19 protein-coding genes and 1 pseudogene are annotated in these 21862 nt (G+C 63.5%); 11 read left to right on the forward strand and 9 right to left on the reverse strand.

All coding sequences use genetic code 11. The features are described from left to right. The first annotated feature begins 10 nt into the window (after positions 1 to 10). Genes D7316_RS15740 through D7316_RS15750 form a run of 3 tightly spaced genes read left to right on the forward strand, consistent with a single transcriptional unit; the run spans position 11 to position 2789 of the window. Positions 11 to 1351, forward strand: a complete 1341-nt coding sequence (locus D7316_RS15740; RefSeq protein ID WP_124709082.1) for a 2-hydroxyacyl-CoA dehydratase subunit D — start codon at positions 11 to 13, stop codon at positions 1349 to 1351. Beyond that, entirely contained in the window at positions 1351 to 2289 is a 939-nt protein-coding gene (locus tag D7316_RS15745) for an acyl-CoA dehydratase activase (RefSeq protein WP_124709083.1), read from the forward strand. Before D7316_RS15740 ends, D7316_RS15745 begins: the two co-directional genes overlap by 1 nt. Continuing rightward, positions 2286 to 2789 (forward strand): Rossmann-fold NAD(P)-binding domain-containing protein, encoded by a 504-nt coding sequence (locus D7316_RS15750; RefSeq protein WP_124709084.1) that lies wholly within the window; start codon positions 2286 to 2288, stop codon positions 2787 to 2789. Before D7316_RS15745 ends, D7316_RS15750 begins: the two co-directional genes overlap by 4 nt. A gap of 26 nt (positions 2790 to 2815) precedes the next feature. On the opposite strand, the gene D7316_RS15755 is transcribed toward D7316_RS15750, so the two are convergent. Genes D7316_RS15755 through D7316_RS15770 form a run of 4 tightly spaced genes read right to left on the reverse strand, consistent with a single transcriptional unit; the run spans position 2816 to position 7765 of the window. Then, positions 2816 to 3670, reverse strand: coding sequence for a PaaX family transcriptional regulator (locus D7316_RS15755; RefSeq protein WP_124709085.1), 855 nt, complete (start codon positions 3668 to 3670; stop codon positions 2816 to 2818). Positions 3671 to 3679: 9 nt separating this feature from the next. Beyond that, entirely contained in the window at positions 3680 to 5563 is a 1884-nt protein-coding gene (locus D7316_RS15760; RefSeq protein WP_232017190.1) for an AMP-binding protein, read from the reverse strand. A 7-nt stretch (positions 5564 to 5570) separates the two neighbouring features. Further along, positions 5571 to 6386 (reverse strand): SDR family NAD(P)-dependent oxidoreductase, encoded by an 816-nt coding sequence (locus D7316_RS15765; protein WP_124709086.1) that lies wholly within the window; start codon positions 6384 to 6386, stop codon positions 5571 to 5573. Further along, positions 6383 to 7765, reverse strand: coding sequence for an MFS transporter (locus D7316_RS15770; protein ID WP_124709087.1), 1383 nt, complete (start codon positions 7763 to 7765; stop codon positions 6383 to 6385). Before D7316_RS15770 ends, D7316_RS15765 begins: the two co-directional genes overlap by 4 nt. 422 nt (positions 7766 to 8187) lie before the next feature. On the opposite strand from D7316_RS15770, the gene D7316_RS15775 reads away from it, so the two are divergent. From D7316_RS15775 to D7316_RS15790, 5 genes and pseudogenes are all read left to right on the forward strand, one after another. Continuing rightward, positions 8188 to 9351: a 2-hydroxyacyl-CoA dehydratase subunit D gene (locus D7316_RS15775; RefSeq protein ID WP_124709088.1), complete on the forward strand. Its 1164-nt coding sequence runs from the start codon at positions 8188 to 8190 to the stop codon at positions 9349 to 9351. A 31-nt stretch (positions 9352 to 9382) separates the two neighbouring features. Next, positions 9383 to 10708, forward strand: coding sequence for a 2-hydroxyacyl-CoA dehydratase subunit D (locus D7316_RS15780; RefSeq protein WP_124709089.1), 1326 nt, complete (start codon positions 9383 to 9385; stop codon positions 10706 to 10708). Positions 10709 to 10714: 6 nt separating this feature from the next. Continuing rightward, positions 10715 to 11617, forward strand: coding sequence for an acyl-CoA dehydratase activase (locus D7316_RS15785; RefSeq protein ID WP_124709090.1), 903 nt, complete (start codon positions 10715 to 10717; stop codon positions 11615 to 11617). An 85-nt stretch (positions 11618 to 11702) separates the two neighbouring features. Beyond that, positions 11703 to 11852, forward strand: a pseudogene (locus D7316_RS27730) (hypothetical protein); the annotation flags it as partial. A gap of 69 nt (positions 11853 to 11921) precedes the next feature. Next, complete coding sequence (locus D7316_RS15790; RefSeq protein ID WP_232016931.1) at positions 11922 to 13883, forward strand: molybdopterin-containing oxidoreductase family protein; 1962 nt, start codon at positions 11922 to 11924, stop codon at positions 13881 to 13883. Positions 13884 to 13937: 54 nt separating this feature from the next. On the opposite strand, the gene D7316_RS15795 is transcribed toward D7316_RS15790, so the two are convergent. Beyond that, positions 13938 to 15245, reverse strand: coding sequence for an MFS transporter (locus D7316_RS15795; protein ID WP_124709092.1), 1308 nt, complete (start codon positions 15243 to 15245; stop codon positions 13938 to 13940). A gap of 260 nt (positions 15246 to 15505) precedes the next feature. Here D7316_RS15795 and D7316_RS15800 point away from each other — a divergent pair, with 260 nt between their 5' ends. The 3 genes from D7316_RS15800 to D7316_RS15810 are packed head-to-tail and all read left to right on the forward strand — an operon-like array spanning position 15506 to position 18377. Then, complete coding sequence (locus tag D7316_RS15800; RefSeq protein ID WP_124709093.1) at positions 15506 to 16303, forward strand: enoyl-CoA hydratase-related protein; 798 nt, start codon at positions 15506 to 15508, stop codon at positions 16301 to 16303. 1 nt (position 16304) lies between these two features. Then, a complete protein-coding gene (locus tag D7316_RS15805; RefSeq protein ID WP_124709094.1) occupies positions 16305 to 17441 on the forward strand; it encodes an acyl-CoA dehydrogenase family protein in 1137 nt (378 codons plus the stop codon). Between the two features lie 36 nt (positions 17442 to 17477). Beyond that, positions 17478 to 18377 carry an SDR family oxidoreductase gene (locus D7316_RS15810; RefSeq protein WP_124709095.1) on the forward strand — a complete coding sequence of 300 codons (900 nt, stop codon included), beginning with the start codon at positions 17478 to 17480 and terminating at the stop codon, positions 18375 to 18377. A gap of 73 nt (positions 18378 to 18450) precedes the next feature. On the opposite strand, the gene D7316_RS15815 is transcribed toward D7316_RS15810, so the two are convergent. From D7316_RS15815 to D7316_RS15830, 4 genes are read right to left on the reverse strand one after another with little or no spacing between them, the layout of a single operon-like run. Further along, positions 18451 to 18879 (reverse strand): HIT family protein, encoded by a 429-nt coding sequence (locus D7316_RS15815; RefSeq protein ID WP_124709096.1) that lies wholly within the window; start codon positions 18877 to 18879, stop codon positions 18451 to 18453. Between the two features lie 23 nt (positions 18880 to 18902). Next, positions 18903 to 19931, reverse strand: coding sequence for a DUF7064 domain-containing protein (locus D7316_RS15820; RefSeq protein ID WP_197718247.1), 1029 nt, complete (start codon positions 19929 to 19931; stop codon positions 18903 to 18905). Between the two features lie 49 nt (positions 19932 to 19980). Further along, positions 19981 to 21024: a phosphotransferase family protein gene (locus D7316_RS15825; protein WP_124709097.1), complete on the reverse strand. Its 1044-nt coding sequence runs from the start codon at positions 21022 to 21024 to the stop codon at positions 19981 to 19983. Positions 21025 to 21030: 6 nt separating this feature from the next. After that, entirely contained in the window at positions 21031 to 21843 is an 813-nt protein-coding gene (locus D7316_RS15830; protein ID WP_124709098.1) for an enoyl-CoA hydratase/isomerase family protein, read from the reverse strand. Between the last annotated feature and the right edge of the window lie 19 nt (positions 21844 to 21862).

The raw sequence follows: 21862 nt of genomic DNA on the forward strand, positions 1-21862 counted from the left end.
GGAGTGCACTGTGCAAACCGAACTGTTCCAGAAGGACAAGACCAACAAGCTTTCCAGCACCCGGGTCGGCGGCAAGATGACCGCCGATTACTGGGAGAACATCTTCACCGCGAAGGAACGCGGCAAGCACGTCGTCTGGTACAACGGGGCCGCCATGAACCCCTTGTTCCAAGCGGCGGGTCTCGAGTGGTGTCACGGCGAGGCATTCGCGGCGCGCCTGGCGGCGCAGCATCTCGAAGAGCCCGCGCAGGCAGCGGGCGCCGAGTACGGGTACATCGGCGAATTGTGTTCATATGCCAGGACACATCTGGGATGCGCGGTCCTGACGCAGCAGAGTCGCACCGAAAGCGAGACCGGCGTGGTCGGCCTACTGGACCAGAAGGAACTCGCCGCAAAACTGCCCGCACCGGACTTCTTCGTCAACGGCTACGCAGGCTGCAGCACCGGTCAGCAGTGGGATGCGATGACCTACCGCGTCTTCGATCGCAAGCTCCCCGTCTTCAATGTCTCGCTGCCGATGCTATGGGGCAACAAACCCGACGCCGGCTATATGCGCGGCGAGGAATGGGTGGAGGTCAGCGACTATGCCGAGGGGCAGCTTCGCGAGCTGATCACCTTCCTGGAACATCAGACTGGCCGGCCATTCGACTGGGATGTGTTGAGTGAGAGCATGTCCTTCATCAAACGTGCCTCGGAACTCCGGCTCGAGGCGATGCAGCTGTGTACTCACGCACCGACGCCGGCGACGTACTGGGACTGGGTCGCCAGCATCGCGCCCATCAACTTCCTGCCCGGAAATCAAGCGCTCGTCGACTACTTCGCCGGAGTGAAGGCCGAGATCGAGCAGCGCCTACGGGATGGCGTGTCCGCGGTGAAAGACGAGCGCTACCGCGTGTACTTCGACGGGATCATGAACTGGAACAAGCTCGGTTTCCTGACGAGGAAGTTCGCCGAGTACGACGTATCGGTCGTGGCCGGCCGTTACACGCATGAATCATTTTGGCAGGAACCACAACTCATCGATGTCGACAACCCGCTGCGCGGCATGGCGCAACACTATCTGCTATGCCCGTTGAACCACGGGCTGAAGAACCTGCAGGAGCTGTTGCTGCGCCGGCTCGACGAGTACGCGATCGACGGCATCGCCTTCCACTCGACTCGAACCTGCCGGGCCATGACGAATCCACAGACCATGTTGGCGAAGACGGCCGAGCGTGAACGCGGTGTGAAGTCGTTCTTCTTCGAAGGCGATGTCGCAGACGCATCCTTCTACAACGACGAGCTGTTCGACAGCCGCCTCGAGGCGATGCTGGAGGCGATCGACGTGCAACGCACGAAATCACTGGTCTGATGACCTGGTACACGATGGGGGTCGATCTCGGGTCGACGACCGCCAAGGCGGTCGTCGTCGATCAGGACGGCACACGTGTCGGGTCGAGTGTGATTCAGATGGGTGCGGTCAGCCGCGATGCAGTCGTTCTCGCGATGGATCGTGCGCTGAGCGCGGCCCAGCTGGAGGCACGAGACATCAAGCGCATCATCAGCACCGGCTACGGACGCAAGCTCGTACCCGGGGCAGATCGGTCGTTCACCGAGATCACCTGCCATGCCCGGGGTGCCGCCGCCATGCATCCCGGCGTTCGTCTCGTGATCGATATCGGCGGCCAGGACAGCAAGGCGATCACCGTCGATGCCGACGGACTTGTCGATCGTTTCGCGATGAACGATCGGTGCGCGAGCGGCACCGGACGCTTCTTTGATGTTCTCGCGCGCGCGCTGGAAGTGGATGTGAGCGAGGTCGGGGCGCTGGCCATGTCCGGAACCGACGGTCTCGAGGTCAGCAGCATGTGTGCGACCTTCGCCGAGACCGAGGTCATCTCGATGCTTGCCCAGGGCCAGGCGAAGCCCGATATCGCAGCGTCCGTACACAAGGCGGTCGCCGCGCGCACGGTTGGACTCGTGTCGCAGGTCGGCAAGGCGACGCCGACGGTGATGACGGGTGGGGTCGCTCGCAACGAGGCGGCCCGCCACTACCTCGAGAAGGCTCTCCGTCAGCCGGTCGAGTTGCTGTCAGAGCCGCAGATCGCCGGCGCCTACGGGGCCGGCCTTCTCGCACGCGACGAGTACCTCGGATCGCTCGGCCGGGCCGAGACCCGGGACTCGGCAGCAAAAGGGCAACTGGCCGATCGTGCGAACGGCATTGTGCCGCAATGCGCGGGATGCAACGGGAGCCTGGGCCACAGTCACGATCACGAGCCTGTCCCGCTGACCCTGCGGAGCAAATTGTGACGCCTGTGGGTCTCAACGATTCCACGGTCGTCGTCGTCGACGACGACACCCCGCTCGGGCGTCTCGTGGCGCTCCGGTTCGTCCGGGCCGGGTCGCAACGTATCGGCATCGTCAGTTCCGATGCCGCACGCGCCGAGGCCACCGCCCAGGAGGTGTTCGCCGCAGCGTCGGGAATGTGGGCGGTCGCCGCCTCGGGCGATCTGTTGTCGAGGTCCGACGCACAGCGGATGGTGTCGGAGCTCGCAGCCTCACTGGGCGACGCGGATGTCGTCGTCAGTTGCCGCCCCAGCTCAGAGCTGGTCAGCGACGTCGTTACGGAAGACATGGCCGCGCGCGAAGCGGGCATGGTGATCCGTGTCGGCGCCCACGATGCGCACGAGGTCATCGGGGGCGTCACCGTCTGCACAGCCGCCACAGATCGCGAGCCCCGCGACACGGCGGCGTCGATCGTCGACGCTGCCTTACGATCTCGCACCGTCACCAATCGTGACGCGCGGTAATCGCACGAGATGCGTGGACGCTGCGATCAGGTTGTCGAACGCGGCGCAGACTCCGCGACCAGACTGGTCCACCGCGAGTGGGCGGTGGCCGACCACTGCTCTCGGCGCCGCCGAAACAGGGCTGCTCCCTCCCTGCCGACCCACTCCGGAAGGAGTTCTTTCGGCAGTTGCGGATCCAGCCGCATGAAGCGCTGCTGAAGCGAGACCAACTCGATGTAGGCGAGGAGCACCTCGTCGTCGTCTGACGGGTCGGCCCCACCGTCCTGGGTCAGCAGTGTTCGGTAGCTCGTCTCCAGATCGGAGAAGTCCCAGGCCCGGGCCACGATCTCATCGGTGGCGAGTCCGCCGAGTCCGAGAGAGCCGGTCAGCACGAGCGCAGAATCGGACAAGCCGAGCGTCGAAACCAGATCCGCGAGTTCTCGCTGACGGTCGACGTGCGGTGTCACCCATACGCCCGGATTGACATTTCCCATTCCAAGCCAGCTCAGGCCGCCGTTGAGTCGGTTGCGCACGGTGCTCTTCCGTTGCGACACCGTCACTGTCAGCACGAGCCACTCATTGTCCCAGGGCGACGGTCCCTCGAGGTACGCACTCGACCGCTTGATACCGTCCGCCGCAAGCGCTCGACCATGTTCGGCGAGATGCCATCTCACGCCGCGCCCGACCCGCTCGCGCTCGATCCACTTGGCTGACGCAGCACGTGAGAGGAGTTGCCGCACGGCGTGTTCCTCGATACCCATTCCCCCGAGCACCTTCATCAACGCGGCAGTCCATGCGCCCTCGTCCGAGTCGAACAAGAACTCGCCGATGACCGTCAACAGCATCGACCGGGCGCTCGGCGGCGGCAATGGCTGCCGAGCGAAACGGTGGTACGCGATCAACGACTCCTCCTATGGTGTGCTGACGAATTTACCCACTTGCACCTGCGAGAGGAACTCATAGGCACTCAATCTGTCCTGCAGCGACTCGACGTCCACATTCGCCGCGCCATCGGCACTCACCACCACTGTGACATGGCGTCTGAGCCCGGCGTCATCGATCTCGATCACGCAATCGACCGGCGCGCGACTACAACTGGCCACCACTTGATGGACCTCATCTCTCAACGCCAGCGTCCGCAATGCCGGTTTCGAGATCTTGCCCACGGGTGTCAGGGGAAGCCGATCGAGGACCGTCACATGCGCCGGAACCGCCGCCTTCTCTTGAACGGAATCACGACAGAACATCAGGAGGTCGGCCGATTCGGCGGTCGCCCCCGCCTCCAGTTGCACGTACGCAACCGGCATCTCGCCCTTCGCCCGGTCCGGCCTGCCCACCGCGGCCACCATCTCCACGGCCGGGTGTGCCGCCAGTGCTTCCTCGATGTCCCGCGGGTCGATGTTGTGCCCACCGCGAATGATGAGGTCCTTACTGCGCCCCGACACCCACACGTAGCCGTCATCGTCGATGGAGCCCAGATCACCGGTTCGCCCCCAGACACCACCGTTCGGCACGTCCTGCACGAAGAACTGCGTGTTCAGTTCCTCGTCGAGATAGCCTTCGCTGACCGTCGGTCCGCCGATCAGCAACTCTCCCGGCTCACCCGGCCCGCAGTCGCGCAGCCAACGACCGTCATCGTCGAGAAGCACCGCCCGCACTCTCGACTGCGGCAGGGGCCGGCCGGCAGAGCCCACACGGGGATGCTGATCGTCGTTGGGGTGGCCGGTGATGGTGCCATGAAACTCGGTGCCGCCCCAGCACTCTCGTAGCCATATGCCGAACCGTTGGTGAAAGCCGCGGATCAGCGCGGTCGACACAGTGCTCCCGCCGACGTTGAAATCGGTCAACGTCGTGGGGCCGTTCGGCGCCGACGGGGCGTGCAGCAATGCGAATGCTGTGGTCGGCGTGGTCATCGTCGAGGTCATGCCGTATCGCTGCACGATGTCCCAGAAACTGTCGACGACATCGCGGGACCGGAAGCCGCCAGACGTCAGCGTCAGCAGCGTCTGACCGTAGACCACGGACCGCAGTGCCAGTGCGATGCTGCCCCCACAGTGAAAGTTCGGCATACCGTGGCCGATCACGGTCTCTTCTTCGCATCCCATCAGCGCACCGACATTCCACGCGATGATCAGTTGGCCGTACTGCGACATGCGCACCAGTTTCGGAGCACCCGTGGTACCACCGGTGGGCATCACCATGCTGTCGCGGTGAGGATCGTCGTCCACGTCGACCCGGCGGTCACGATGGTCTTCCACTGCGGCAGTGAAGGTGTCGTGTTCCCCGCCGACGAGCAGAATCTCGTTGAGAGTCGGCACTGCTGCCAGTATCGCCGGAATGTCCGAAGCTCGCTCGGCGAGAACCTGACTGGTCGTGACCATCACCGTGGCGGCTGTGCGGTTGAGGGTGTTGACGAGAGAGGCGATCTCGAGGAAAGGGTTGAGCGGCACCGCGATCCCCACTCGCTGCGCACCCCACGTCGCGATGAGCCCCTCGGGGAACATGGGCAGCATCACCGCGACCACGCTCGGTGCACCGGCGGCACGATCGAGGAACATCGCTGCCGCGCGTTGCACGGCCTCCGCCAGTTCGCGGTAGGTCACCTCCCGCCTGGGGGTCATGAAGTCGGGCGCCTCGAGGTGCACGATCGCTGCCTTGTCCGGGAAACGGCGAGCTGATGCGGCAAGGCAGCCGTATATCGTCCGAGCGGGCAGAAGGTGGTCGTGATCGCGGCGTTCGACGTCGAGAATGTCCTCAGGCGTCCGGACTCGGTGCCGCACCACCGATCGTCGCACAGTCGTGTCAGACAACGGAGATACCCCCGTTGACGCTGATCACCTGTCCGGTGATCAGACGCGAGAGTGGCGACGCGAGGAAAAGGATCGCATTCGCCAGATCCTCGGGCTCGGTCAATCCGAGTTGTGCCTGGGACACGATCTTGTCGAAGATCTTCTTGCTGAACTCGGCGCTCATGGCGCGATCGTACGAGCCGGTGTTGACGATCAAGGAAGGTGTCAGCACGTTCACTCGCACGCCGTACCGCTTGGCCTCGACGGCGAGCGTCTGGGAGAAGGTCACGATGGCTGCCATCGCCGCTCCGATCCCTGTTTCACCCGGCGTGGGCACCTTCGCGGCGTCCGACGCTATGGTGACGATCGAGCCCCGACCTCGTTCGCGCATGACGTCGACGACAGCTCTGCTCATCAGGACCGGCCCGAGCGCCTGCTGGACCAGGATGTCCATCAACTTCTTCGGAGCGATGTTGTGCAGCAACGTCGGCTGGTACTGCGCAACTGTGGAGTTCACGAGGACATCGACATCACCCAGGTGCTCCTTCGCCTGGCGGACGACGTCGTCCGCGGCCCCGACCTCGTTGATGTCTGCGGCGACGAACAGCACATCGCACTCGGGATTCGATGCCGCCAGGGCGGTCACCGCATCTTTCCCGCGTGCCTCGCTACGTCCGACGATGACCTGTTTCGCGGCTCCGCAGTCCGCGAAGTAACGGGCGGTGGACAGGCCGACCCCCGACGTGCCACCGGCGATCACTATGCCTGTGCCTCGGAAGTCGTATCCGTCTCGGGGAGAGGGTGCTGAGGTGATGTGTGCGTCGGTCATTGTGCGTTACTCGCTTCTTTCGACTGCGTGGCCTGCGCCGCGAATGGGATGGACTCATGTTGTGGAGCATGGATTTTGACGATGTACTTCGCGCTCACCGCGCCCAGTGCGCACATGGCCAGGCACAACCCACAGACAGTCCACACGCCGCCGGCGGTGGGTTCGAGGGCCGTGGCGACCAGCGGCGCGAAACCGGCGACGAGCGCGGCCAACTGCATGCCGAACGAACCAGCCGTGTATCGCACGGCGGCGGGCAGACTCTCGACGACGAAGGCCGGAAAGATCCCGTTGACCACTGCGTGACCCAAGCCTGCGACCAGTATCAACGAGATGAACACAAGGGCGAGATTGCCGACCCCGAGCATGGCGAAATAGAGAAAGAGCAACAGCGACTCCGCCAACAGACCGAAGATGATCAGACGGCTGCGGCTGACCCTGTCGGACAGGGCACCCCACACCGGGTTCATGAGGACGACGACGAGAGTTGCCGCCGAGACCACCCACAGCATGCTGGTGCGAGGAATCCCCGAATTGCTGACCGCGTAGCTGAGGCTGTAGACGGTGATCACGTACCAGATCGACATCATGCCCGCCATGATGAAAGTGATGCCGAGGATGGTCGTCGGGTACTTCATGAGCGCATCGCGGATCGGGCGGTGTTTCACCGCAGCCGATCCGGCGGGGCCGGTCGCCCGGTCCGCCTGGCTCTGCTTGAAGTCGGGAGTCTCGTCCAGCCCACGGCGGATGAGCATGCCGACGAACACGATCACGGCGCTGAGAAGAAACGGCACGCGCCATCCCCATGAGTCGAACTGATCATCCGGCATCAGCGTCACGATCGCGAAGACGATCGTCGCCAACAACGTGCCGCCCTGCGCCCCGGCGGTGGAGAAGCTGCCGTAGAACCCGCGTTTGTCACGCGGAGCGTGTTCCACCGATATCAGCACCGCCCCGCCGAGCTCTCCACCGACCGCCAGTCCCTGTAAGACACGAAGCACCACCAACAGAACCGGCGCAAGCGCTCCGATCGTGTCGTAGGTCGGCAGAAGACCGATGCACACTGTCGCGGTGCCCATCACAGCAATGGTGAGCAGTACGGCCGTCCTGCGACCGTGTTTGTCGCCGATGTAGCCGAACAGCAGGCCACCGATGGGCCGTGCCAGGTAGCCGGCGGCGAACGTCGCGAAGGACAGCAGCAACGCCACGTGAGCGCTGACATCACGGAAGAACAGGTCACCGAAGACCAGCGCGGCGGCGGTTCCGTATGCGACGAGGTCGTAGTACTCGATTGCCGATCCCGAGAACGCAGCGAGCGACGCACGTCGCGACGTCGCCCTCGAGGGCGGCGACGCGACGGCAACGGGCGGGGATGTGGACATGTGAACTCCTGACAGGGTGATGGGATTCGTCGAGTGAAGTGGTGACGACATCGTGGTGGCTGGACGACGATTGGTACGACCATAGAATGTGAGCTGGGTCTCGTCAAGGGCTGTTCTGGCACCAACCAGATCGAATATCCTTGCGCACCAACATCTTCAGCACCGACGCAGTGCGCTCCGCACATGTGTACGAACCGCCGGTGCCGTACGGCGCAACTGGGGCCGCCACGGCCCAGGTTGCCCCGATTGCCTGTACAGCACTATGTGGAGCATAGCCCCTAGCTGCAACGTTGTACACTTTTTTTCACATACATTTGCATTTCGTCCAAAGTGGGCGCATGATCGGGTCGTCAGGTGGAACACAGCCCAGTGCACCCACACATCCGGCACATCGCCACGCGAGAGAAGGACGAGCGAGACCCATGCCGTCGACGTTCACACAGGCAATGGCCACCTTGGGGGCCGCTGCCGAGTTTCCCAATACCTATGTCGCACAGTGGAAGCAGCGAACAGGCGGAAAGGCCATCGGACTGTTCCCGATGAACTTCCCCGCCGAACTCGCCCACGCTGCGGGCGTGTTGCCGGTGATCATCCAGGAAGATCGCGAACCCATTACCGCAGGACGAAACCTGCTGGGCGAGTTCAACTGCGGCTATACACGCAACCTGGCCGATCAAGCGGCGCTCGGCCGGCTCGACGTCTACGACGGATTCTTTCAGGCCGACCATTGCATCCAACTGCTGGGCGCGGTTGACGTCGTGCGTGAAGACGAGCCGGACAAGCCCGTCTACTTCGGTCAACTGATGTCGTCCATGGGCGACGAGTGGACGTTTCCACAAGTGCTGGAGAAGATGAACGACTTCCGTGTCGAGCTCGAGAAGTTCACCGGCAGAGCTGTCTCAGATGACGACATCGCGAACAGTATCGAGATCTTCGATGAGAACCGCCGACTGATGCGGTCCATCTTCGACCAGCGCCGGCACGGTGACGCCGCGCTCGCGCCGGATCAGATACAGGTCCTGGTCAAGTCGAGCATGATCATGGACAAGCAGGAGCACACAGAGTTACTTCGCGAGGTGATGGCTGAACACGGCCCGGTTCCTCGCGACGACAGGATTCGCGTTCACCTGTCCGGTCACTTCTGTCACGCACCCAACCCGGAGTTGCTCAAGGTCATCGAGGACAGCGGCGCCATAGTCGTCGACGACGACCTGTTCCACGGAACCCGATATGTCTCTACCGACGTCGGCAGCACCGACGATCCGATGGCCGCGCTAGCATCGGTATATCTGCGTCGCAACAGTGCCGTTCCCTGCCCGACCCGGGTCCAGCACGACGTGGACTGGGACCGCTTTCTGGTCGATTCGGTGATCGCCAGCGGCGCACAGGGTGTCATCGTGTTGATGGCGAAGTTCTGCGAGCCACACATGTTGTTCTATCCAGAACTTCGAAAGGCATTGGAAGCCCGGTCTATCCCGTTGTTGCTCATCGAGACCGAACACGAAGGTCTACCGCTGGAATCCATCCGGACCCGGGTCGAAGCTCTCGTCGAGCGGATCCGGCGCAAACAGCTCACCACCGTATAACGCCCGCTTCGACCTCACCCGGAGGACAACTGTGTCAGCCCCCACGCTCGCCAATTCGAACAAGCTCGTGATCCCCACCGCCACCAACATGGTCGGTGACTACTGGGACAATCTCTTCACCGCGAAAGAACGCGGCAAACAGGTCGTCTGGTACAACGGTTCGGCGGTCAATCCGTTCTTCCAGGCAGCCGGCCTCGAATGGTGCCATGGAGAGGCCTTCTCGGCACGCCTTGCTGCCCAACAACTGGAGAAGCCTGCACAGCTCGCCGGTGAGGAGTACGGGTACATCGGCGAACTGTGCTCGTACGCACGCACACACCTCGGCTGCGCCGTCCTGACGAAGCAGGCGAGATCCGAGGACGAGACCGGCATCGTCGGCCTCGTCGATCAACAGGAACTCGCGTCTCGCCTGCCTGCCCCGGACTTCTTCGTGAACGCCTACGCCGGCTGCAGCACCGGTCAGCAATGGGACGAGATCTCCTATCGCGTATTCGGCAAGCAGGTCCCGATCTTCAACGTCTCGCTTCCGTTCCTTCCCGGCAACAAACCGGACGCCGGTTATCTGAGCGGTGAGGAATGGGACCAGGCGTCCGGATATGTCGCCGATCAACTCTACAAGTTGGTCGAGTTCCTCGAGACGATGACTGGTCGTCCATTCGATTGGGATGCATTGCGACAGAACATGTCCTACATCAAGCGCGCATCCGAGCTCAGGCGAGAGGCCATGGCCTTGTGTAGAGCAGCACCGACACCTGCGACCTACTGGGACTGGATCGCGAGCATCGCGCACATCAACTTCATGCCGGCCGGGCCCGAGTTGGTCCAGTACTTCACCGATGTCAAAGCCGAGGTCCAGCGTCGTCTCGACAACAGCACCGCCGGAGTGCGCAACGAGCGGTATCGCCTCTATTTCGACGGCATCATGAATTGGAACAAGCTCGGCTGGCTCTCGCGCAAGTTCGCCGATGCCGATGTCGCCGTGGTGTGTGGACGGTATACCCACAACGCGTTCTGGCAGGAGCCGCATCTCATCGACACCGAGGACCCGATTCTCGGCATGGCGCAGCATTACCTGCTCTGCCCGACAAATCACGGTGTCAAGACACTCAAGTACCTGACCAACCGCGACTGTGTGGACTACGGGATCGACGGCATCGTCTTCCACGCGTCTCGCACCTGCCGCGCTTTCACCAACCCGCAACACCTGCTCGCGAAGTCGGCACAGAAAGAACTCGGCATCCCGTCCATGTTCTTCGAGGGCGACGTGGCGGACGCATCCTTCTACAAGGACGAGATCCTCGAGAGTCGACTCGCGGCAATGCTCGAAGGTATCGACGTCCGCCGAAGCCGGATCTGATCGACCGTGACGGACCATTTCATGGGCGTCGACCTCGGGTCGACCTCGGCGAAGGCCGTCGTCCTCGACGACGGTGGACGGCTGTGTGGAGCCAGCGCGGTGCAGATGGGAGCCGTCAGCAAGGCCGGGCTGCAGCGAGCCGTCGATTCGGCGTTGGCAGAGGCATCACTGCGCCGAGCAGAGATCACGGCGACCATCAGCACCGGCTATGGGCGAAGACTCGTCCCGGGTACCGGACGCACCTTCACCGAGATCACCTGTCACGCGAGAGGAGTTGCGGCCCTGTGCCCCGGCGTTTCGCTCATCGTCGACATCGGCGGGCAGGACAGCAAGGTCATCGCCGTCGATGGCGACGGACTGGTCGAGGACTTCGCGATGAACGACCGATGCGCCAGTGGAACAGGACGGTTCTTCGAAGTGCTTGCACGCGCGATCGAGTGCGAGGTCGACGAACTCGCCGGTCTCGCCCTGTCCGGCGACAAGAATCTCGAGGTCAGCAGCATGTGCGCCACGTTCGCCGAAACCGAGATCGTCTCCCTGCTCGCGAGTGGCTGCGAACGAACCGACATCGCAGCTTCGGTTCACCGCGCAGTGTCGGCCCGGACACTGGGGCTCGTCGCCCAAGTGGGCAAGCGCTCGCCGATCGTCATGACCGGAGGCGTGGCCAAGAACGCCGCAGCGGTGCACTATCTGAGCGCCGCACTCGACGCGCCCGTCACGGTTCCGCCGGATCCGCAGATCACCGGCGCCTATGGCGCCGCCCTGTTGGCCCTCGAAACCTACGGAGCGAGTATTTCGATCGAGGATGTAGAGGTCGAAGGAGTCGGAGCAGCCACCGACGCGAGCCACTCGTGCGGGGGCTGCGCTGGATCGACCCCGCTGCACATGCCTTCGGTTCGAGTTTCATAGATTCACGATCCACCCGCTCGCGAGCCGCCATACCGGCCGGCTGCCATCCAGTCGAACGTCGCTGCATAGAAAGCAGGAGGACGCCATGGAACAGACACATCATTCGTTCTGCCGAGTCTGCATCAACCAGTGTTCGATACTCGTGAAGACCGAGAATGGCGTAGCGACTGCTGTGCATGGCAACAGCAGCAACGAGCTCTACCGCGGGTACACGTGTGTCAAGGGAAGGTCTCAACCCGATTACCTCCGACACTCGGACCGCCTCATGCACACTTTGGCTCGAACTGCCGACGGTCACCACCCGATGCCGGTCGAGACGGCGCTGGACCAGATCGCCGACCAGTTGGCCGATATCCGTGATCGCCATGGCCCCAGGGCGATCGCCAGTTATGCCGGCACGATGGCCCACATCACCACCGCGCCGACGGCAGCGCCGTTGCACGACGCATTGTTTGATGCGATCGGCTCCGACATGCGGTTCGACCCGAACACCATCGACAAGGGCGGGAAGCAGGTCGCCGCATCGCTGCTCGGCTCCTGGGGTGCTCCTTCTCAGGGCTTCGCGTCCCCTGAGGCGATCTTGTTGATAGGCATCAATCCAGTGGTGACGTGCACGGGTCTTCCCGCGGGCGCACCCAAACGATGGCTTCTCGATACGCTTGCGGCCGGCTGCAAGTTGATCGTCATCGATCCACGCCGCACCGAGGTCGCTCGACTTGCCGACCACCATCTGCAGGTGGCCCCCGGACATGATGTCGCGATCCTCGCCGCCATGATCCGTACCGTGATCGAGGATGACCTCTTCGATCACGATTTCGTACATCGTCACGTCCGAGGTCTTCCGGAGCTTCGTGCCGCCCTGAGCGCATTCGATCCCGATCAAGTGGCCCGACGTGCCGGAATAGCCGCCACAGACCTCGCCGCTGCGGCTCGCTGCTACGCAGGAGCACCGCGGGGATACACAATGGCCGGGACCGGGCCGAACATGGCGGGGGACGGAACTCTGGTCGAGTACCTGGTGTTGGTTCTCGAGACACTGTGTGGCCGCTGGCTGCGAGCCGGTGAGACGGTGGCCGCGACGCCGACCTTACTCCCTCCGACATCTTATGTGGCACAGGCTAGTTCATTTGAGGGCAAGTGGGCGCTACCCGGAAGGATACGGGTGCGCGGCCTGCGACGAACGAAGGCCGGTATGCCCACAGCCGCGTTGACAGACGAAATTCTCACGCCAGGTGAGGGCCAGGTCCGCGCACTGATCAGTTGGGGTGGTAACCCCGCCGTGGCATTCCCGGACCAACAACGCACAATCGAAGCGCTCAAGTCGCTTGACCTTTTTGTTCAGATCGATCCGTGGTACTCGGCATCGGCTCAGTTCGCCGATTACGTGATCGCACCTACGATGCCGTTGGAGGTGCCGTCCACGACGGTCTTTCTCGACTACCTTGCGGCCCGAGGCACCGGCTACGGGATCGGGCAGGCCTACGGTCAATACACGCCCGCAGTCGCGGAACGACCCCCGGGGTCCGATCTCATCGAGGAATGGCAGTTCTTCCTCGGCCTGATGCGGCGCATGGGATATCCCGTCGAGGTGACACCGTTCGGCACTGGGCCGCAAGGGCCGCGCTACACGATCACCGGTCAGCCCACCACCGACCAACTCATCGAAATCCTGTCCCAAGACGCGTCCATTCCGCTCGCAGAGGTGAAGTCACATCCCGGTGGATTGTCCCGGTCCGACCGCCTGCAACGGGTCGACGAGGGGGATCCTGAGGTGACCGATCGTCTCGACATCGGCAATCCTCTGATGATTGACCAGCTTTCCGAACACCTCGACGTGTCCACGACAAAGGACCGCTCCGACCGACCCTTCCGGCTGTTGTGCCGCCGTTATCTGCACGTTTACAACTCTTCCTGCAACGTCGAGCGGACCAATCGGGGAAAGCCCTACAACCCCGCATACATGAATCCTCACGACTTGGCAGCCCTTGACATCTCGGAGCGTGACCTTGTGCGGATCACCTCCGATCGCTCAGCAATTGCAGCTGTGGTGCATGCGGACGCCCAACTCAGACCGGGGGTGGTCTCGATCGCCTTCGGCTACGGTCCAGCGACCCGAGACGACGACGTGTGGGCAGTCGGAAGCAGTCCGAGTCGGCTCGTTTCGGTGTCTGATGTCTTCGACAGGTACACCGGCCAACCGCGGATGACGAACATCCCCGTATCCATCGAAAGGATCACGTCCGAGCCGCAGCGTCATCAACAATGAGGCGCACTCCCCGGATTCGTTGCGGTGCCGGTTCACACACGCAGATCCACAGAGTCACGGACCCTGCCGGATACGGCCTCCGCCGGCGCGCGCCTCCGCCGTGACCGCATCCGACCTCCCCAGCTCCTCGTGATCGAGCGAGTATCGATACGATCCCATGCCGAGCAGGCATGCGATACCGGCGACGACCATGACGACGATCGGCAATGCACCTGCGGCGTAGGAGCCGGTCGCACCATAGACCTGTCCCAACAGGAAGATGCCGAACGCCGAACCCATCGCATACAGGAAGTACACACATCCGAGGACTCGTGCGTACGAGTGCTTCGGGAAATACCTGCTGGTCATGTACGCGGCCATGTCTCCTTCGGCACCGAGCGCGAAGCCAACCAGAATCGCGCCGGCGAAGAGCAGTGTCGTGGTCGTCGGCAGGATCAACAGCGATACACCGACCGCACACAGCGCGAAGATCACCGAGCCCACGATCGGAGCGAAGACCCGGTCGAGGAGGTACCCGACCACGAGACGCGCCAACACCGACGACAGGCTGAGGACCGACAGGATGACCACTGCGGTGCCTCGTCCGATTCCCTTGTCGGTCGTCATGGGCACGACCTGCGACATCAGCCCGAACGTGGCCGAGGACACCAGGAAGATCGCAGCCGCCAGAAGCCAGAACTGCCGGTAGTTCTTGGCGATGGAGAACAGTGACTCGCCGGCAACACGTCCGGCGGCGCGGGCCTCGCGGCGTTCGGCCTCATGCTGAGCCGGCATACGCGTGACGAACGAATACACAGCGGCGGGGATCAACGTGCACAGCGCTCCGATGACCACAAACGTGGTCCGCCACCCTGCGAGTCCCAGCACCCAGTTGGCGAGGTAGGGCATCAAGACACCACACGCCCCCAAACCCGCCATGAGGACTCCGAGCGCAAGGCCCCTGCGATTGCCGAACCACGCGCTCACGACTGTCGCATGCGCGACCGGGTTCAGCGCACCGGCTCCCGCACCGATCAACACGCACAGGGCGTAGAAGGCGACCTGGCTGTCAGGCATTGCCGCCATCAACATCAGTCCACCGCCGAAGGCGAAGACCATCGGTACCGAGGGCCGGCTGGGCCCGTACCGGTCGACCAGTAAACCGAGGACGACGATCGACACGCCGGTCAGGATCGTCTCGATGGACAGACCGTTGGATATGACGCTTCGATCCCAGCCGAACTCCTCGGACATCGGCTTGCCGAGCACGTTGAACAGAACGTTCACGGCGGTCGTGCCGAACAGGAGGGTGAGGAAACCTGTTGCGGCATACCACCATTTGTTCAACTGCCGGCTCTGGGCCGTGGTAGTCGTCGTACTCATCGGAAGTCCTTCTGTCGCGGCCGATTCGTGCAGCACCGGAGGCCCCACCCCCGTTAGGTGCCCGGCGTCACAAAATGACACCATATGGACAGTCCAAAAGTAAATATCGGACCAAGAATCGACAACCCGCTTCCCCTACTCGAGCTCGGGTATTGCCCATCGGGCGCCCTCGCAGCTAGTGTTGTGCAAATGGTCAGTCCTAATGACCAGAAGATCACCGAGGGCCCCGCGCCCACGACATGAGAGGACACCGAAGTCTGATGGCCGACGATTTCACCGACATCACCTACGAGGTCGACAACGGGCTGGCATGGATCACGATCAACCGGCCGGACCGCTACAACGCCTTCCGTGCGCAGACCGTCGACGAACTGATCCTGGCGTTCAAGCGTGCATGGGCGAGTTCCGAGGTCGGCGTCGTCGCGCTGACCGGTGCCGGCGACAAGGCATTCTGCGCGGGTGGCGACCAAAAGCAGCGCATGGAGACCGGCGACTACGGTCCTTCACAGAGCGGTCTTTTCGAGGTCGAATCCCTACATCGAGTCATCCGCGACAACCCGAAGCCGGTCATCGCGGCCGTGAACGGGCTGGCCATCGGCGGTGGGCATGTGCTCCACGTGCTGTGTGACCTCACGATCGCCGCCGATACCGCGCAGTTCGGACAGAATGGTCCGCGGGTCGGCTCGTTCGACGCCGGTCTGGGGTCCGGTTACCTGGCCCGCGTCGTCGGCGAGAAGCGGGCGCGCGAGATCTGGTTCATGCTTCGCCGTCTGTCTGCGGAGGAAGCCCTCGACTGGGGCCTGGTCAACAAGGTCGTCCCCGCCGCCGATCTCAAGGCCGAGGTCCGCGCGTGGGCGGATCAGATGCTCGACTTCTCCCCCACCGCCCTGAAGGTGCTCAAGCAGTCACTCAACACCGACACCGAGCATTTCGTGAGCATCGGCCAGATGGCCTACTCCACGCTCGAAATCTTCGGGGAGACTCCCGAATCGCGCGAGGGGATCACCGCGTTCAACGAGAAGCGCAAGCCGGACTTCACTCCTTACCGAGGAAAGTGACTTGCAGTTCTCACCCGAGCAGCGCGAGTTCGCGACGGCAATTCAAGACTACTGCCGCCGCGAACTCGCCACGGTTGCACAGCGTGACGCCGTCACCGACGGCGGCACACTCTCCAACAGCCCCCAGGTGCTCAGCGACTTCGCGCGCCACGGCTGGCTGGGGGTGTCGCTGCCCGACGAGTACGGTGGCGGCGGTGCCGGTTTCGTCGACGAGTGCGTCTTCCTCGAGGAATCGGCGCGTGGACTCGCTCCGATCACCGGGTACTCGACCGGGCTGACGGCCGCGCAGACGTACCTGCGTTGGGGCAGCGACGATCAGAAGAAGACCATCGTCACCAACCTGACCGCCGGCCGCCTGGAAGCGATCGCACTCAGTGAGCCCGGCGCCGGGTCCGATCTCGCCGGCCTGCGGGTGACGGCTCGCCGCGACGGTGACCGGTATCTGATCAACGGGCAGAAGACCTGGATTTCGGCGGCGCACGTCGCGGAGCACATCCTGGTTCTCGCGCGCGAGGACTCCTCGGGCACCAAACACCAGGGGATGACTCTCCTCATGGTCCCGACGTCGACTCCAGGCCTCACGATCCGCGGGATCGACACGATGGAGGCCCACACGTGCAACGATGTCTTCTTCACCGATGTCGAGGTTGCGACATCCGCCGTCGTCGGTGAACCGCGCAACGCCTGGAAGCAGCTGATGCGCGGGCTGAGCATCGAACGCCTGATCATCGCCGCGATGAGCATCGGCGGCGCGCGACGGGCGCTGGACGACGTCATCGCGTACGCGAAGGAACGCGAGCAGTTCGGACAGACATTGTCGTCCTACCAAGCGCTTCGCCATCGCCTGGCCGACCTCGCCACCGACATCGAGGTTGCGCGGGTCTTCCTCTACGACGCCGCCTCGCAGATCGATGCGGGTCTCGAAGATGACCTGTCCCGCCAGAGCGCAATGGCCAAGATGCGCTGCACCGAGGTCGCCAAGCACGCGACGCTCGAGGCGATGCAGATGATGGGCGGCTACGGCTACGCAAGGGAATACGGCATGGAGGGCCAGGTCCGCCGGGCTCTTGCTCCGCCGATCTACGGTGGCACCAACGAGATTCAGCGCGAGATCATCGCCAAGAACATCGGCTTGTGAGATACACGCACATCTCCTGAGACAACGAGGTACATGATGACCGAGGATACGACTTTCTCACCGAAACTATTGTCCGGCAAACGAGTGCTCATCACCGGTGGTGGGACGGGATTGGGTCGCGGCGTCGCGCGTCATCTGGTCGACCACGGCGCCGAGGTCCATCTGTGGGGGCGCCGCGAAGCCGTGCTCGCCGAAGCGGCGGAAGAGGCCTCTGCATCCCGGCCAGGGGCCGTTCAGTACCACACCGTCGACGTGCGCGACTACGAGAACGTCGACGAGACGATGGGCCGGATCTGGTCGGAGTTCGGGCCGTTGACAGGTGTGGTCAACAACGCAGCGGCGAACTTCATCGCGCAGACCAAAGACCTGAGTCCTCGTGCATTCCAGGCGATCACCAGCACTGTGATGAATGGCTCGTTTCATACCACGCACGCGGCCGGTAAGCGCTGGATCGCCGATGGACTCCCGGGCAGCGTGCTGTCCACGTTGACGACGTGGGTGTGGACGGGATCGGCGTTCGTGGTGCCATCCGCGATGGCGAAGGCCGCGGTCCACTCGATGACGATGTCGCTGGCCGTCGAGTGGGCCAAGCACAACATCAGGCTCAATGCCCTTGCTCCTGGCCCGATTCCGACGGACTACGCGTGGGAGATGCTCAACCCCACCGACAAGAGCTCGGTCGGCGCGACTCAGGCCGATCAGATTCCCGCCGGACGGACCGGCACCATGGAGGAACTGGCCAATCTCACCATGTTCCTGCTGTCCGATGCGTGCGATTACCTGACCGGACAGACCATCGCGATGGACGGTGGGCAGATGCTCGCCGGTCCGGGAACCTTCGCCGGGCTCAACGGTCTCACCGACGCCGACTGGCAGCAGATCAAAGAGACCAGCAAAGCCGCCTCGGAATCCGCCAAGGCGCAGCGGAGCGTGTAGACGGGCGGACGTATGCATACGACGGTGGGGCGCATCAATTCGATGCACCCCACCGTCATATCCGCACTTGTGGTCAGGTCACTGCGGAGGAGACCCGTTGCGCCGACCGTTCGATCGACACGCGGTCGCCGGCCACTCCCGGCTTCCAAGGCAACAGAAGTCGGTCCCGGCCCTTGTCGACGTACCGAGGAATCACGTGAAGATGGAAATGGAACACCGTCTGCCACGCATCCGCGCCACAACAGTTGAGCAGGTTGACACCATCTGCCCCGAGTTCGGTGATCGCCTTCCGAGCGACCCGTTGCGCCGTCAGGGTGACCGCGCTCAGGTCGTCCGGAGGGATGTCCAGCAGATCCCTACTGTGGCGCTTGGGGACGACGAGCAGATGGCCATCGGATGCCGGGTTGACGTCCATGAATGCGAAGGTTGAATCATCCTCTGCCACCTTGTGACTGGGAATCCTCCCGGCCACGATGCCGCAGAACACACACTGGTCGGCCATTCCGGAGATCCCCTCGTGGACGGTCAGAGCGACGGCCGGTACTGGTACTTGCTGCTGCGGGTGAGCGCGAACTCGAAGATGCCCGTACCTCTCACCCCATCCAGATCGAAAGCGCACAGGCGGTCGGTCAACGCGGAGTCGAGCGAGCGTGGCGACACGGCTCCGCCCAGGTCGTAGCGATCTGACTCGACATGGTCCACGCCGCGCGACACCCCGTGGTGCCCACCGTATCCGGCGCCGGCCATGAAACCGCCGCCGGCCCGTGCATCGGCATGTACCCGATATACCTCGCCAGATGCGGTCGATACCTCGACCTCGCCGTCCACGAGGTCGAGGTCGTCGGTGAAGGACAACGCGTGCCGCACACCGGTGATCGGATCGAGCCGACCGTTCTCGCGCATGACAGCTCCCTCCAAGAGAAGCCGGTCACCACTTCGGGTCTCGACCAGTAGGAATCCGATCGAGAAGTCGGGGAACTGCGCTTGATACCAAATGTGCAGCCCTTGGCCGCCCGACATGGTGCGGACTCCGCGCGACCGATCACGCTGGCCGTACCAGCCGTCGACGGACACCGATTCTCCGTCGATGGTCAACTCACCGTCGTAGCGCCCGGACTGGAACAGGTGATCGAACGACGTCCGCTTCGCTGACTCGTTGGTGACCGCGACCTCTCCGAACCACGCCGGGGTTCGGGCACGCCAACGGACATCGAACTCGACCCCGATCTCGTTGGCGGCGAGCTGAAGTCGCCACAGTGCGTTCGGCTCGACGACCTCGAACCGGAACGGCCCAGCACCAGATCTGTCGGTGGCACTCAGCAGACTCGCATGCCGGAGATTGCGTTGCTCTCCCTCGTGCGACAGCACCACGAAGCCGTCCACGGTGTCTTTGGGCGGATAGATGCCGAATCCCATGATGATCGAAGGTGACAGCTCATCGGTCGGATGCATGTTGAACATCAGGCGATCGAAGAAGCCGTCCGGCAGGTCGATTGCGTCGGCACCGACGAGCGGATCGTGGAAGGTCGTCGCGTCATCGTGGGTGGTTGACATGTGCACTCCTAGGTGTGTATTCGCGGTCGTCGGGCGAACCCTGTCGATGTCAGAGGCCGGCCGGATCCACGGCTGCCAGGCCGGCCGACCGGCGCGCGTCACGGAGGAAGCTCTGCACGAGCGCCGGGTCCGAGTAATAGGGATCGCCGATGCCGTCGCGCACGCGGCGACGGCTGTATTCGTAGAGGACCGCCAGTTTCCACAACGATAGCGTCGTGTACCAGGCGAGGCTGCTGACGTCGCGGCCCGTTCGGTCACCGTAACGCTGTGCCAGCTCGGATTTTGTCGGATATCCGTCCTCGAGCATGGCTGCGCTCAACTCGGCGGTGGGATTCATCGGCTGCCCCGGATCGGGTACCGTCGCGAGGAGATAACCCAGGTCCAGGAGTGGATCGCCGATGGTGGCCAGTTCCCAATCCAGCACCGCGGCAATCCGACCCGGTGTGTCGGGCGCGAGGATCACGTTGCCGATGCGGAAATCGCAATGGATGAGCGTCGCACCCGACTCCGTCGGGACGTTCTCCTCCAACCATGCATCGACATCGGCGAACTCCGAGGGCGGAGTGCCGTTCTCGTCGGAGACGAGGCGGCGCATGCGCTGGAGGTGCCGCGCGTTGAATCCTTCTGGGCGTCCCATCCGTTCGAGCCCGGCCTCTCGCCAGTCGACGGCATGGAGGTCGGCGAGAGTGTCTACCATGCTCTGACCGATCGCCCGTCGCTGCGCGACCGAGTCGAGGGGTGGAGGAGTTCGGTCGGTGACCACCGGCCCCGTCGCGAAGCTCATCACATAGAAGGGGACGTCGAGGACCTCGCCGTCCTGTGCCACCGCGAGCACCTCCGGCACCGGCACCACTGTCGGGTAGAGCGCGGTGAGCAACTTCGCCTCCCGCACCATGTCGTTGGCACCCGGGGGAATCGGCGGCGGCGGTGGACGTCGTACGACCACGCTGGTCTCCCCATCGCTGACCAGGAACGTCAAGTTCGAATGGCCGTCGCCGATCGGCCTGGTCGTGATCGAGCCCGTCAGAATCCCACGTGTCTCGAGGAAGTCACGCAGGGCATCCCGCGTCTCCACATCCCAGTCCCATGACATGTCACATCACCGACCGGTGAACTCTGGCTGCCGCTTCTCCTTGAAGGCCGCCAGCGCCTCGGGCATGTCATCGGTGCGCGTCAGCAACGCCTGACCACGATTCTCGAGTTCCAGAGCTGCTTCGTACGAGGATATCTCGGTGTTGCGCTGGATTGCCCGCTTCGACATCCGTACGCCTCCGGGTGAGTTCCGTGCGATCAAACGCGCCATCGCGAGCGCCTCGTCAAGAAGCTGCTCCGACGGCACCACCTGATTCACCAAGCCGGTCCGGAGTGCTTCGTCGGCCTTGACGATCCGCGCGGTGAATCCGATCTCCGCCGCCCGAGCGGGCCCGACCAGGCGCGCGAGGTTGTACGAGGTGCCCAGCTCCCCCATCGACAAACCGACCTTCACGAACGCAGCGCTCATTTTCAGAGTCGGTGCAGCGAGTCGGATATCGGCGGCGAGGGCGAGCGCCATCCCGCCGCCCGTGGCGGGACCGTGCAGCGCAGCGATCACGGGGAAGGGCAGGTGACGGATCGACTGGATACCGCCGGTGGCGGTCTCCTGGAACTTCAGGAACTCGCGCACGCCCATCTCGGTGATCACATGGATCTCGTCGAGGTCGAAGCCGGCACAGAACGCTCGCTCACCGGCCCCGGTCAGGATGAGGGCGCGCAAACCGCTGTCTCGCAGCGCCCGACCGGCGGCGAGATGTTCGTGGAACATGGTCACCGTCTGCGAGTTCATACGATCGGGACGGTTGATACGCAGGATGCCGATACCTGGTTCTGCCTCCTCGAAGGTCAAAGTCTCGAGATCGGGGAATTCGATGGTCATCTCTCGGTGCCTAACCCTG

The organism is Gordonia insulae (assembly GCF_003855095.1).
Lineage (GTDB): Bacteria > Actinomycetota > Actinomycetes > Mycobacteriales > Mycobacteriaceae > Gordonia > Gordonia insulae.

Coding starts and splice junctions, on each gene's coding strand:
- D7316_RS15745 (WP_124709083.1), top strand. CDS start 1,351: ATGACCTGGTACACGATGGGGGTCGATCTCGGGTCGACGACCGCCAAG.
- D7316_RS15800 (WP_124709093.1), top strand. CDS start 15,506: ATGGCCGACGATTTCACCGACATCACCTACGAGGTCGACAACGGGCTG.
- D7316_RS15815 (WP_124709096.1), bottom strand. CDS start 18,879: ATGGCCGACCAGTGTGTGTTCTGCGGCATCGTGGCCGGGAGGATTCCC.
- D7316_RS15775 (WP_124709088.1), top strand. CDS start 8,188: ATGCCGTCGACGTTCACACAGGCAATGGCCACCTTGGGGGCCGCTGCC.
- D7316_RS15810 (WP_124709095.1), top strand. CDS start 17,478: ATGACCGAGGATACGACTTTCTCACCGAAACTATTGTCCGGCAAACGA.
- D7316_RS15770 (WP_124709087.1), bottom strand. CDS start 7,765: ATGTCCACATCCCCGCCCGTTGCCGTCGCGTCGCCGCCCTCGAGGGCG.
- D7316_RS15765 (WP_124709086.1), bottom strand. CDS start 6,386: ATGACCGACGCACACATCACCTCAGCACCCTCTCCCCGAGACGGATAC.
- D7316_RS15795 (WP_124709092.1), bottom strand. CDS start 15,245: ATGAGTACGACGACTACCACGGCCCAGAGCCGGCAGTTGAACAAATGG.
- D7316_RS15820 (WP_197718247.1), bottom strand. CDS start 19,931: ATGTCAACCACCCACGATGACGCGACGACCTTCCACGATCCGCTCGTC.
- D7316_RS15825 (WP_124709097.1), bottom strand. CDS start 21,024: ATGTCATGGGACTGGGATGTGGAGACGCGGGATGCCCTGCGTGACTTC.
- D7316_RS15830 (WP_124709098.1), bottom strand. CDS start 21,843: ATGACCATCGAATTCCCCGATCTCGAGACTTTGACCTTCGAGGAGGCA.
- D7316_RS15790 (WP_232016931.1), top strand. CDS start 11,922: ATGCCGGTCGAGACGGCGCTGGACCAGATCGCCGACCAGTTGGCCGAT.